Below are 13,037 nucleotides of genomic sequence, written 5' to 3' on the forward strand. Positions count from 1 at the left end.
CATCTGTAATTAAACAGAGGTATACAAAACAGGCGCTGGTACGTAAATAAGTGATATCACTTACCCATATTTCCTCTGCGCACAGAGCAGCTCTTCGCTGAACTAGATCTGCATGCACTTTGAACCTGTGAAAGGAATTGGTGGTATATACCCATTTCTTTTTGGTTTTGATCAACATCCCCTGAGAACGTACAAGGTTAAATACAGCATCTCTACCCATTGATATACCGTGTCCCTGCAAGAAGCCATTGTTAAGTTCTTTGTAGAGTTTGATACATCCGGTTTTAGGGAGCTCTTTTCTGATCTCGTATATTTTTTCCAATACAATTTCTTGTTCTAAAAAACACAGCCGTACGCTTCTTAAATGGCTATACCAGGCCTGCCTGGTATAGCCAAAGACAGCGCAAAGATTATCGATACTATAATCTTTGCGTGTTCCTTTTAACTCATAGATCACTTGGTAGCAGCTTTTTTTTTAAGATCTGTATTGTACTCCTGGTTAGCGATTGCAATTACCTTTTCAAGAGCTGCAATCTTCATCTCGGCCAATACAAGTCGTTTTTCTAACCCTTTTCGATCCTCGGAGCTCAAAGGCTCATTTGGGATAAGCGGTTCTTCTGGCATAAGCTGGGTTTGGGTCTTTCGGTACCAAGATACGAAGGATATGATAGTATGTTCAGGCAAACCATATTTTCTTGCTACCTGGGGGTAGCTGTAGGAACCTTGAATGTATTCCAAAGCTAACTGAACTCTAAAACTTTCTGAATGGGGAGAAACCCTCCCGCCTTTGCCCTTACTTGGACGTTCGTTTTTTATACTCATTTTTCTGTTTTGAAAAACTTTCTTATGTAAACTCATATCAGGAACGGACATAGACCACGCCAACCCAATTTAATATTCCTGAATTTACTTTAGTCTGAAGCCGGTATTCGTGATTTTACTTGTGAGTGGTTCAAATAATAGACATCAGGCTACCAATGTAGATCTATTCCCAAACAAATGGTATTTGTTAAAATATGTTAAGCATTTGCCCGAATAAAAGCCTTTAATTAGCTTAGCGAACAATTATTTTTAATTGACGTTATCGTAATATTAACTTATCTTTGCACAATGTTTAAAATTAAACACGTTTTTATACTATCTTTCACTGTAATTGCCTTAAGTATTGCAGGTTGCAAAAGCCGTTTTGAGAAAATCAGGCTAAGCAATGATGTAGCTAAAAAATACCAGGAGGCCATAAAACTTTACAATAAGAAAGATTATTCAAAAGCATTGATCCTGTTTGAAGATCTTTCTCAGAAATACAGAGGAAGAACGGAAGCTGAAGATCTGAACTATTATTACGCTTACACACTTTTTCGCTTAAAAGATTATACTACAGCCAGGTACCAGTTTAAATATTTTGCAGATACCTATCCGACAAGTAAAAATGCAGAAGAATGCCGTTACATGGGTGCATATTGCTACTACCTTGATTCACCCGAATATACATTAGATCAGGAGAACACCTATAAAGCGATTGATGCCTTACAGCTTTTCATTAACTTGTATCCGAAAAGTGAGCGCGTAGCTCAGGCAAGTCAGTATATTACAGATCTTCGTGCTAAACTGGAACTTAAAGCTTATACTAATGCAAGGTTATATTATGACCTGGGCGGTTATGATATCAGTAACTACAAATCGTCTGTTATTTCATTAAAAAATGCAGAGATTGATTTTCCCGATATCAAATATGCTGAGGAGATGGATTTACTGATTATTAAATCACAATATGCCTATGCTAAAAACAGCTTTCCTTATCGTCAGGAAGATCGTTATACAGAAGCTATAGGGTATGCGAATGAATTTATTGAAAATCATCCGGAAAGTAAGTACCTTGAGGAGGCAAAAACATTAAAGACTGAATGTGAAAACGGCATCGCTAGTGCGAAAGAGCTCATGACACTGGAAGCCAATCAGATTGCGAAATACAAAGCAATGGTTGAAAAAGACAATAGTAAAGATACATCTGCTAATATTAAGAATAAAACCCCCAATCCATAATGAATACGAATAAACCCGCTATACCAAATACTACGGTAACCAGAAATGTGAATGATTTAGATCAGAAGACTGCTAATATTTATGAGTCTCTAGTGATTATTTCAAAAAGGGCTAATCAGATTTCAAACAACATGAAAGAAGAATTACACGGTAAATTAGCCGAGTTTGCTTCTTCAAATGACAATTTGGAAGAGATTTTCGAGAACAGGGAACAAATTGAAATCAGCAAGCATTATGAGCGTATGCCTAAGCCAAGCCTGATTGCCATTGACGAATTTCTGAACGATAAAGTTTACCACAGAAATCCAGCTAAAGATTCTCAATAAGCATTTTGCATAGGCATTAAGCTGCATCCCCAATTGCATTAATAGACCATGCTAAATAATAAAAATATTATCCTTGGCGTTTGCGGCAGTATTGCTGCATATAAAGCTGCAACGTTAGTCAGGCTACTGGTTAAATCTGGTGCAAACGTCAAGGTTATTCTCACAGCTGATGCGGCGAATTTTATAACGCCCTTAACTCTGGCCACCCTTTCAAAAAACCCGGTCTACACCAAATATTTCGAAGAAGAAACCGGTGTATGGAGTAACCATGTTGAATTGGGCCTTTGGGCTGACTACATGATTATCGCTCCGGCAAGTGCCAACACGCTGGCAAAAATGGCTGGTGGACTTTGCGACAATCTGCTTACTGCAGTTTATCTCTCTGCTAAATGTCCGGTATACTTTGCTCCGGCAATGGATCTGGATATGTGGAAACACGAAAGCACGGCAACAAATATCTCAAAACTACAATCTTTTGGAAACGTACTAATCTCACCCAACAGTGGAGAACTCGCCAGCGGCCTGTTTGGTGCTGGCAGAATGGCAGAGCCAGAGGAAATTATCAGTTTTCTACAAGAAAGAATCCTTTCAAGCCTGCCTTTAGCCGGGGTGAAGGTAATGGTTACCGCGGGTCCTACTTACGAGCCTATTGATCCGGTAAGATTTATTGGCAATCATTCATCCGGGAAAATGGGTTTTGCTATTGCAGATGAATTCGCCGGTCTGGGAGCAGAAGTAACACTTATTAGCGGCCCCAGTGCAATGCAAAGTGTACAAAGAGTAAACCGAATAGACGTTACAACCGCAGCGGAAATGCTGGAAGCATGCCAGGCTAATTTTGAAGTCAGTAAAATAACAGTAATGAGTGCCGCAGTAGCAGATTACACGCCTGCACAAGTAGCTACGCAAAAGATCAAAAAATCTGATGACGACCTCAAAATAGAGCTCAAAAAAACAATTGATATACTGGCAACTCTGGGTAAGCGTAAACAGGAGGGGCAAATACTGGTTGGATTCGCTTTGGAAACTCAGAATGAGGAAGAACACGCCAAAGGGAAACTGGTTAAGAAAAACCTGGATCTGATTGTTTTAAATTCCCTGAATGATCCCGGTGCCGGCTTTCAGAAAGACACCAATAAAATCAGTATCTTCAATCGTGATTTTGAAAAGCAGGTATTTAATACCAAGTCAAAAACCGAAGTCGCTAAAGATATTTGCAAAGCAATTCTTAACCTGTTCAAACCTCTATAACCGTTATCCCCCCTCTACTTTAAAGCGGTCAGCTTTGAATTTTACATACACAATCTGAGAAATTCCCGGCGTCTATAATTGAGCCGATTAAATAAATTTCAAAAATAATTTGGTTATACGAATATTTTCGTACATTCGTAATACGAAAATATTCGTACATGAATTATGGTTACAGATCAACAACATAAACCAACTGAAAGCGAATTAGAGATACTACAAATCCTTTGGGATAAAGGTAACTGTACGGTAAGAGAAGTACACGAAATTCTGACGCTGGAAAAAGAAGCCGGTTATACCACTACACTTAAACTGATGCAGATTATGCATGAAAAAGGTCTTGTTAAAAGAGACACCAGTGCAAAAACCCATATCTATACTGCTATTGTCAATCAACAAAAGACGCAAGAACAGCTAGTAACTAAACTTATAGATAATGCTTTTAACGGGTCCGCAGCACGGCTCGTTATGCAGGCCCTGGGGAACCACCAATCCAGTAAAGACGAAATAGAGGCAATCAAGGAATATCTGGACAAATTAGAAAAACAACAATAACATCAAACGTTATGGAAGCAATATTTGATCAAATTGTCCGGGCTACCGGATGGGCTATCCTCCACTCATTATGGCAGGGAGCAATAATTTACGGTGTACTATATTTAGTTATCCAGCCTGTCTTTAAATTCAAAGCAAGCACGAGATACACAATTGCTACAATGGGCGGATTGTTAATGCTGGGAAGCTTTTTATATACGTTTACAGAGCTTTTCCAATGGTCTGTTGTCTCTAGTGAAGCGTCCGCACAATCCTATTGGAAACAATTACCTGGATTAGTTCCACCGGCAGTGCCTTTAACAGCTGTAGAGTATATCGAAATGCTTTTCCCCTGGCTTGTACTCTTATATAGTGTTGGCCTGATTACCCAGAGTGTTATATTCTGGAAGGGTTACCGGAAAATACAAAACTTAAAAAATGCAGTCCATCAGTCTGTTCCAAAGGACTGGATGATCAAACTTGAAACTCTCCGGACAGAACTTGGTATAGGAAGAAAAATCGGTTATTATTTATCGGACAAAATTCAGGTTCCACTGGTCATCGGTTATATTAAACCAATCATTCTTTTTCCCGCAATGCTTGCAACACAGTTGGAGATGAACCAATTGGAAGCAATTATGATTCATGAATTATCTCACATCAGGAGAAATGACTACATATTTAACTTATTGAGAACGCTTACTGAAACCGTACTGTTCTTTAACCCTTTCGCATGGCTGATCGGAAAAATGATGGATATAGAGCGGGAAAATGCTTGTGATGATAAAGTTATTCAGTTAACCAACGCGCCTCTGACTTATGCAAAAGCCCTCTTACAACTGGAATTATTAACAAATACACAAAAACCTGTACTGGCTTTAGCTGCTACCGGTGAGGAACAACATCTGTATCAACGTATTAAAAGAATTACAAATATGAAAACGGAAAGTATAAACTCCAGACAGAAGCTACTGTCTATTGCACTGACTTTTGCTACACTGATTTCTTTAGCCTGGGTTAACCCGGCGAACGGTGAAAAGCGTCAGCAAAATTCACCGACAGTCGTAAAAAAAGTAAATCAGCCAAAAAAGAGAGTTTCTACACCTGCATCTGACACACTAATTTATTCAAGTGGTAAAAGGGTTTATGTACTGGACAAAAGCAGGGATACGATTCCTGGTTTACAGGAAATAAATATCAACATTCCACCCATTCCACCCGTTCCGCCACTGCCTCCGATGTCAGAAATGCCGGCAACACCTCCGCTCCCACCCCTGCCGCCAGACTCCCTGGTTTTAAATGAAATTGTAAGCCTCTCCGGCAAATTAGCGAATGAAGTTTTACGCCTGCAATCTGACAAAAGCCACGACCGTGCTGAAATAAGCCGCCTGCATTCCAGAATTAAGCAAAGTGGAGAGGAGCTCAAAAACAAAATGAATTCTCCGGAACAAAAAGCGAAATGGGAGAAATATGGAAAAGACGTTGAAGCTGCTTATAACTCGCCAGAGCAAAAAGCTAAATGGGAGAAATACGGAAAAGACATGGAAGCTGCTTATAACTCTCCAGAACAGAAAGCTAAATGGGAGAAATTCCGAAAAGACATGGAAAAAACTGCGCTGAATTCGAAGGAGACAGCCCGCATCGTAAAAGCAGCTCAAGAACAGGCTATGGAATTGAGAAAAGCATTGGAACAACAACAGGTTAAGGTTGAGTTCTGGTCAAAATAACCGGTGTAGTAAATAAGCACATATTTAAAATTTATTGAGCAGGGACTTTAAGGTCGCCTGCTTTTTTTGTAAAAACAAAATAAACTTCCATTGCTTAAGTTTTGTTAATTTAGCAATCATATATGCTGCAAAAACTCTCTATACGTAATTACGCACTGATTGATAGCGTTGATCTGGAACTGGATAAAGGTTTAAATATCATTACCGGAGAAACCGGCGCTGGTAAATCAATTATGCTGGGCGCATTGTCACTGATACTGGGGCAACGTGCAGAAACTAAATATTTTTTCAATCAGGCAAAGAAATGTGTTATAGAAGGGCAATTCCACTTATCAGGAACATTTCTTCAGTCCTATTTTGAAGATCTGGATGTAGATTTTCTTCAGGATAGTATTCTGAGAAGAGAAATTTCCATAGACGGAAAATCGCGAGCATTTATTAATGATACACCGGTTACACTTGCGGTGATGAAGCAGATCGGTGAAAAGTTAATCGACATACACTCACAGCATGCAACCTCGGAAGTCAGCGATCCCGGCTTTCAGCTATCGGTCGTAGATACACTTGCAGATCACCTTCCTCTACTCTCGTCTTACCGTGGAAAATTCAGACTTTATAAGCAAAAACTGCAACAGCTCATTAATCTGCAAACTGCAGCGGATGAAGCACGAAGTAGACAGGATTACGAACAATTTCTTTTTAATGAGCTGGAACAGGCACAACTCCGATCCGGCGAGCAGGCAGAGCTGGAGATTGAACTGGAAGCACTTAACCATGCAGAAAGTATTAAAAGAGGCTTGTTAAATAGCCAGATGTTACTGGATGGCGAAGAAACGGCCGTACTACCTATTCTTAAGGAGGTGATCAGTCAGATTCAGGGTATTGAGAAATTCAATCCGGCATATACTTCTCTTAATGAAAGATTAAGGTCGACATTGATTGAAATTAAAGACATCGCCTCCGAATGCATAGGTTTGGAAGAGAGCATTCAGTTCAGCCCAATGAAAATAGAGGAGATTAATGCCAGGCTTGATACGATCTATACACTACAGCAGAAACACAGGGTCTCTACTGTAGAGGAACTGATAGAAATTCAGGAAGCATACAGCGATAGCTTGAATTCGATATTAAACAGTGACGAAGAAATTGAAAGACTGCTTCACGAAATTGATGAGCTTAAATCTGAATTGGAGAAGATTGCGGCAGAACTGTCTAAAAATAGAAAAAAAGCTATCGGCCATGCAGAAAATCAGGTTGCAGAGATACTAACCCGTGTGGGAATGCCCAATGCCAAGATAAAAATTGAGCAAAAGGTTGTAGAAAATCTAAATAAAGATGGTAAAGATGTGATTGCTCTCTTATTCACTGCGAATGCGGGGCAGGCACCGGCCCCAGTAGGAAAGGTTGCCTCAGGCGGTGAATTATCCAGACTTATGCTGGCTATTAAATCTATCATTTCCAAACATACAGCCTTACCGACACTGATTTTTGATGAGATCGATACCGGAATTTCAGGAGAAACGGCATTAAGAGTTGGAGATGTCATCGGCGAACTGGAGCAAAACATGCAGGTTATCTGTATTACCCATCTTCCACAAATTGCAGCTAAAGGTGATGCACATTATTTCGTCTATAAAAAAGAAGAGTCAGAAAAAACCACAACCGGCATACGCAGGCTGAATAATAAGGAACGGATCAATGCAATCGCCGAAATGCTGAGTGGCCATAATCCTGGCGAATCTGCATTGAAAAATGCTGCAGATCTTTTACATCTCAATAAAACTGCCTAATCTTGCCTTATTTACCTACAAGTTGATATTTTATAATGGTAAGACTTTTCATCTGCTTTATTTTCTTTTGTTCATCTCTGTCATTATCTGCACAGGGATTATTTGCTATCAGCGGGCAGGTGAAAGATAAAAAAGGCGAGACATTACCGGGAGCTGGAATTTACTTAAGTGGATATACAACAGCTACGGTGACCGATAACAATGGTAAATTTACATTACCGGCACTCAAACCCGGGTCGTACGAGGTTGTGATTCAAATGATGGGATTTCTTCCTTATAGTAAGAGTATATTAATCACCGACCAGTCGGCATCTTTTACTGCGATTCTATCGGAAAACACGATACAATTACAAGAAGTAACGATTAAGGCTGATCCAAACAGAGCTAAAAATCTTAAATTATTTCTAGAGTTTTTTATCGGCCGAACTCCGAATTCAGCCCAGTGCAAACTCTTAAATCCTCAGATTCTTTTTATTGAGGACGATAGAAAAGAAGGGATTCTTAGGGTAAGTACCAACGACTTTCTGATCGTTGAGAACAAAGCGCTGGGTTACAGACTAAAATACATGCTCAATCTTTTCGAGTATAATTTCAACACCAGGATCATTTATTTTTCCGGGCTACCGGTCTTTGAAGATTTAAAAGGCTCAGGCTCGAAACGGAAGAAGTGGTTACAAGCTCGTGAAATTGCCTATGCAGGTTCTCCGCAGCATTTCTTCCAGTCTCTGTATAAGAATCAGATCCAGCAAGAAGGTTTTATTCTCTATAAGCGGGTAAAAACAAAAAACCCGGACAGGCCTGCCGATAGTATAATTCAAGCCGCCAAAGAAAGATTAGTAAAAAGAATCCATGGCCCCTTAAAAGCAGGTTCCGCGCTAGCCGATTCTCTCTCCTACTGGCAGCAGGTGCAGCAGATGCCGGCAGAAAATGTTACGCTGGACATGAGGGGAGTGCAGACCGATACTTTAATTAAAACCGCCGGTCCGGATCTGAAAACAATTAACTATACAGATGAACTGTATGTGTTATTTACGCCTGAACAGGAAAGCAACACGTATTCATCGTCAGGGCATTATGTCCTCAGACCATTGACTATACCTAATTACCAGATTTCCGTAATCCGCATGCTGAAAGGACCTGTCGGCTTTTACGCAAACGGAGGAATGAGAGATTCCAGAGCGTTGCTATATGAAGGTTTTTGGGCTTACGAAAAAATAGGAGACATGGTACCCATGGATTATGTACCTTTAGCTAAATAATAATACCGTCTTGTTTCTTACTAAGAATATTAGTATTTTTAGCGTGATAGCAAAGATGATATGCCCAGAGAACAAAACACACGGAATTCATACATTAAGGCAGATGAATATCTCAAAGGCCGGGGAGCGCAGCTTAATACACATAACAAATTTGCTGCAAATACCTATGTACGGGATCATGCAGAAGGGATAGACGACTGGGAAACTGGTGGAAAAGCAAAAACTGTTTATATAGAAGGTAGCTCCAAGTCCATTGTTAACCCTGTAGATAGTCCTGACGTAGGTATGGAATTCTCCATGAATCCTTACCAGGGCTGTGAACATGGCTGCACTTATTGTTATGCCCGGAATACGCATGAGTATTGGGGTTTCAGTGCCGGTCTGGACTTTGAGCAGAAAATCATCGTAAAAAAAGATGCTCCAGCGCTGTTCAGAAAATTTCTGGAACGAAAAAGCTGGGATGCGAGTGTGATTTCTCTCTCTGGTAATACAGATTGCTATCAGCCGGCAGAAAGAAAATACCGCATTACCCGGGGACTCCTGCGAATTGCTGCCGATTACGGACAGCCTGTAAGCCTGATCACTAAAAATTCGCTGATCCTGCGGGATCTTGATATTTTAAAAGAGCTGGCTTCCAGAAACCTCTGCGCTGTATACCTGTCCATTAACAGTCTCAATGAAGACCTTCGTTTAAAGATGGAGCCTAGAACGGCAACGGCGAAGCAGCGGCTCAAAGTTCTCTCTGCTTTAAGTGACGCAGGTATTCCTGCAGGTGTTATGGTCGCACCACTTATTCCAGGTCTTAGTGATCACGAAATACCGTCTATTTTGAAGGAAATCACTGCATGCGGAGCTATTCACGCAGGGTATACAGTAGTTCGGCTCAATGGTGCCATCTCAGTTATCTTCAGGGACTGGCTTGAACAGAATTTCCCTGACCGGGCAGAAAAAGTATGGCATCAGATTCAGTCCTGCCATCAGGGTGCCGTAAATGACAGCCGTTTCGGCACACGAATGAGAGGTGAAGGAAATATTGCAAAAATGATCCGGGATACCTTCCGCTTACATTGCAGGCTGAACGGCCTGAATAAGGATCGGATTAATCTAGATTCCAGCCAGTTCTGTGTACCTGGATCACAGCTCAATTTATTCGGCGGGCTTTAATATTTGATTATGATTTTTAAACGGGATAGCTCTAAGCTGATGCATAAAAAAAGCCTGTCATCTTTCTAATGATGACAGGCTTTTATAAGGATTAATTTCCCTGGTTTTTAAACTTTCTTCTTTTTACCGGGGCTTTTGTTCTCCACAACAATAAGGTCAGTTTCTTTATTATAATCTATTTCCAAAGTATCACCTTCGTGAATATCTCCTTTAAGAATTTCCTCTGCAATCGGATCTTCCAGGTATTTCTGAATCGCACGTTTTAAAGGTCGGGCACCAAAATTGATATCAAATCCTTTTTCAGCAATAAAATCTTTGGCAACCTCTGTCAATTTGATTTCATAGCCCAGTGTATGCACTCGTCCGAACAGAGATTTCAACTCGATATCAATGATTTTAAAGATCTCATCCTTACCTAAGGTATTGAATACGATCACATCATCTACTCTATTCAGGAATTCCGGAGCGAATGCGCGTTTTAAAGCATTTTCAATTACTCCTCTGGAATGTGAATCAACCTGATTATTCTTAGCTGAGGTAGAGAACCCTATCCCCTGTCCAAAATCTTTCAGCTGACGCGCTCCAATATTGGACGTCATGATAATGATCGTGTTTCTGAAATCTACCTTACGACCAAGACTGTCAGTCAGCTGTCCTTCATCCAATACCTGTAAAAGGATATTGAATACATCAGGATGTGCTTTTTCAATCTCGTCCAGCAGAATTACTGCATATGGTTTACGACGTACTTTTTCTGTTAACTGCCCACCTTCTTCGTATCCTACATATCCGGGAGGCGCACCTACCAGCCGGGAGACTGCGAATTTCTCCATGTATTCACTCATATCGATCTGAATTAACGAGTCGTCACTATCGAACATAAATCTCGCCAGTTCTTTCGCTAATTCTGTTTTACCCACTCCGGTTGGACCCAAAAAGATAAAGGAACCGATTGGTTTTTTAGGATCTTTCAGACCTGCACGTGTACGCTGAATAGCTTTGGTCAGTTTTTTTATCGCATCGTCCTGTCCAATAATCTTTTCAGCAACGGTATCGTACATATTCAGCAGCTTAATGCTGTCTGTTTGCCCTACTCTTTGCAAAGGAATACCAGTCATCATAGAAACAACCTCTGCGACATTATCTTCAGTAACAGTATAACGTTTGGTTTTTGTCTCTGCTTCCCAACTTGCTTTAGCACGATCGAGTTCTTCAAGAAGATTCTTTTCAGTATCTCTTAATTTAGCAGCTTCTTCGTATTTCTGACTTTTGACAACTTTATTCTTTTCAACCTTGATATTTTCAATCTTATTCTCAATGTCAATAATATTCTCAGGAACATGAATATTGGTCAGGTGCACCCTTGATCCGGCTTCATCCAGCGCATCAATAGCTTTGTCAGGCAGGAAACGGTCTGTAATGTATCTTGAAGTCAGACTTACACAGGCATTAATTGCTTCATTAGTATAAGTTACACCATGGTGATCTTCGTACTTCTCTTTAATCCTGTTAAGGATCTCAATCGTTTCATCAGGTGAAGCGGGCTCGATCATTACCTTTTGGAAACGACGATCCAAAGCACCATCTTTCTCAATATACTGACGATATTCATCTAATGTTGTCGCACCTATACATTGTATCTCACCTCTAGCTAGAGCTGGTTTGAACATATTTGAGGCATCCAGTGATCCAGAAGCGCCGCCAGCACCAACAATAGTATGAATCTCATCAATAAACAGGATCACATCCGTAGACTTCTCCAGTTCGTTCATCACAGCTTTCATCCTTTCTTCAAACTGACCACGGTATTTAGTACCGGCAACCAGAGAAGCAAGATCAAGTGTAACGACGCGTTTATTGAATAAGACACGTGAAACTTTACGCTGAACAATTCGCAGCGCCAGCCCTTCAGCAATTGCTGATTTACCGACACCAGGTTCACCGATAAGTATCGGATTATTCTTTTTACGACGGGAAAGAATCTGCGAAACACGCTCAATTTCTTTTTCCCTGCCAACGATAGGGTCCAAACGTCCTTCTTCCGCAGCTTTCGTTAAATCCCTGCCAAAATTATCAAGTACGGGAGTTTTGGATTTAATATCAGAAACCTTTTTTGGGCTGCTGAAACTTTCCTCTTCACGATAATCATCGTCACCGCCTGCAGAAGCACTTCCTTGTGTTTCATCTCTGAAACCATTTTTGTTAACTTCTACTTCTTGTTTGAAGATTTCGTAATTGATATTATATTGCAATAGAATCTGGGAGGCGATATTATCGTCATCACGCAGGATAGAAAGCAACAGATGTTCTGTTCCGATCAAATCACTTTTGAAGATCTTAGCTTCCAGATAAGTGATCTTCAGAACTTTTTCCGCCTGTTTGGTTAAAGGGATATTTCCCAGATTAACCGTAACACTGGAAGTACCCCGGACAGCTTCTTCTATTGAACGACGTAATTTTGCAGTGTCTACGCCCAATGATTTCAATATTTTGATAGCCATACCGTCTCCTTCGCGGATCAGGCCCAACAAAAGATGTTCGGCGCCTATATAATCGTGACCTAATCTCAGGGCTTCTTCCCTGCTAAACGAAATCACGTCTTTTACTTGTGGTGAAAATTTAGCTTCCATATATCCTTTTATTAAACGGAACGCCTCTAAACTATAAAATATGTTTTACAAATATCAGCATCAATCCGATTTATTTTTAACAACAATTACGCCATATCAGGCGCATTCTGATTGCTCAGCGCCCGTAATATATTAAACTTAGTAAATTTGAGACCAATGCAGGTATAAAAAGGCTACTTAAAAGATATATATTCTGTAAAATTCCGCCTGTTTAAGTGCCTTTAAAAGACTCTCTATATAATCTGCCGGTAATTGTCCCCGAAATGTAAGGTTTATAAACATTCCAAATAGCTGTCATTTTGCTATACCCGCCATA

Annotated in this window: 10 protein-coding genes and 1 pseudogene; 8 read left to right on the forward strand and 3 right to left on the reverse strand. The window is 40.3% G+C overall.

The window, feature by feature from the left end; all coding sequences use genetic code 11:
- Both BM192_RS18310 and BM192_RS18315 read right to left on the reverse strand, forming a co-directional pair.
- Positions 1–457: pseudogene (locus BM192_RS18310) on the reverse strand (hypothetical protein); the annotation flags it as partial.
- On the reverse strand, positions 454–858 hold the full coding sequence (locus BM192_RS18315; RefSeq protein ID WP_037441788.1) for a hypothetical protein: 405 nt from the start codon (positions 856–858) through the stop codon (positions 454–456). The pseudogene BM192_RS18310 and the gene BM192_RS18315, both read right to left, overlap by 4 nt.
- A 252-nt stretch (positions 859–1,110) precedes the next feature.
- On the opposite strand from BM192_RS18315, the gene BM192_RS18320 reads away from it, so the two are divergent.
- The 8 genes from BM192_RS18320 to BM192_RS18355 all read left to right on the forward strand — a co-directional run bounded on the left by BM192_RS18320 (position 1,111) and on the right by BM192_RS18355 (position 10,091).
- On the forward strand, positions 1,111–2,043 hold the full coding sequence (locus BM192_RS18320) for an outer membrane protein assembly factor BamD (protein ID WP_051759497.1): 933 nt from the start codon (positions 1,111–1,113) through the stop codon (positions 2,041–2,043).
- Positions 2,043–2,369 (forward strand): DNA-directed RNA polymerase subunit omega, encoded by a 327-nt coding sequence (locus BM192_RS18325; protein WP_037437949.1) that lies wholly within the window; start codon positions 2,043–2,045, stop codon positions 2,367–2,369. Before BM192_RS18320 ends, BM192_RS18325 begins: the two co-directional genes overlap by 1 nt.
- Before the next feature lie 48 nt (positions 2,370–2,417).
- Entirely contained in the window at positions 2,418–3,620 is a 1,203-nt protein-coding gene (gene coaBC, locus BM192_RS18330; RefSeq protein ID WP_037437947.1) for a bifunctional phosphopantothenoylcysteine decarboxylase/phosphopantothenate--cysteine ligase CoaBC, read from the forward strand.
- A gap of 165 nt (positions 3,621–3,785) precedes the next feature.
- Positions 3,786–4,172: a BlaI/MecI/CopY family transcriptional regulator gene (locus BM192_RS18335; RefSeq protein ID WP_037437946.1), complete on the forward strand. Its 387-nt coding sequence runs from the start codon at positions 3,786–3,788 to the stop codon at positions 4,170–4,172.
- Positions 4,173–4,183: 11 nt separating this feature from the next.
- A complete protein-coding gene (locus BM192_RS18340; RefSeq protein WP_074964068.1) occupies positions 4,184–5,878 on the forward strand; it encodes a M56 family metallopeptidase in 1,695 nt (564 codons plus the stop codon).
- Positions 5,879–6,000: 122 nt separating this feature from the next.
- Positions 6,001–7,668, forward strand: a complete 1,668-nt coding sequence (gene recN / locus BM192_RS18345; RefSeq protein WP_037437943.1) for a DNA repair protein RecN — start codon at positions 6,001–6,003, stop codon at positions 7,666–7,668.
- A gap of 35 nt (positions 7,669–7,703) precedes the next feature.
- Positions 7,704–8,927 (forward strand): carboxypeptidase-like regulatory domain-containing protein, encoded by a 1,224-nt coding sequence (locus tag BM192_RS18350; RefSeq protein WP_037437941.1) that lies wholly within the window; start codon positions 7,704–7,706, stop codon positions 8,925–8,927.
- A 60-nt stretch (positions 8,928–8,987) separates the two neighbouring features.
- Positions 8,988–10,091: a PA0069 family radical SAM protein gene (locus BM192_RS18355; protein ID WP_051759494.1), complete on the forward strand. Its 1,104-nt coding sequence runs from the start codon at positions 8,988–8,990 to the stop codon at positions 10,089–10,091.
- Between the two features lie 107 nt (positions 10,092–10,198).
- Here BM192_RS18355 and BM192_RS18360 read toward each other — a convergent pair whose 3' ends face one another.
- A complete protein-coding gene (locus BM192_RS18360; RefSeq protein WP_037437940.1) occupies positions 10,199–12,721 on the reverse strand; it encodes an ATP-dependent Clp protease ATP-binding subunit in 2,523 nt (840 codons plus the stop codon).
- Positions 12,722–13,037 lie beyond the last annotated feature (316 nt).

It is taken from the genome of Pedobacter antarcticus (genome assembly GCF_900112985.1).
Classification (GTDB): Bacteria; Bacteroidota; Bacteroidia; order Sphingobacteriales; family Sphingobacteriaceae; genus Pedobacter; species Pedobacter antarcticus.

Coding starts and splice junctions, on each gene's coding strand:
- BM192_RS18355 (WP_051759494.1), top strand. CDS start 8,988: ATGCCCAGAGAACAAAACACACGGAATTCATACATTAAGGCAGATGAA.
- recN (WP_037437943.1), top strand. CDS start 6,001: ATGCTGCAAAAACTCTCTATACGTAATTACGCACTGATTGATAGCGTT.
- BM192_RS18325 (WP_037437949.1), top strand. CDS start 2,043: ATGAATACGAATAAACCCGCTATACCAAATACTACGGTAACCAGAAAT.
- BM192_RS18320 (WP_051759497.1), top strand. CDS start 1,111: ATGTTTAAAATTAAACACGTTTTTATACTATCTTTCACTGTAATTGCC.
- BM192_RS18335 (WP_037437946.1), top strand. CDS start 3,786: ATGGTTACAGATCAACAACATAAACCAACTGAAAGCGAATTAGAGATA.
- BM192_RS18360 (WP_037437940.1), bottom strand. CDS start 12,721: ATGGAAGCTAAATTTTCACCACAAGTAAAAGACGTGATTTCGTTTAGC.
- BM192_RS18340 (WP_074964068.1), top strand. CDS start 4,184: ATGGAAGCAATATTTGATCAAATTGTCCGGGCTACCGGATGGGCTATC.
- BM192_RS18315 (WP_037441788.1), bottom strand. CDS start 858: ATGAGTTTACATAAGAAAGTTTTTCAAAACAGAAAAATGAGTATAAAA.
- BM192_RS18350 (WP_037437941.1), top strand. CDS start 7,704: ATGGTAAGACTTTTCATCTGCTTTATTTTCTTTTGTTCATCTCTGTCA.
- coaBC (WP_037437947.1), top strand. CDS start 2,418: ATGCTAAATAATAAAAATATTATCCTTGGCGTTTGCGGCAGTATTGCT.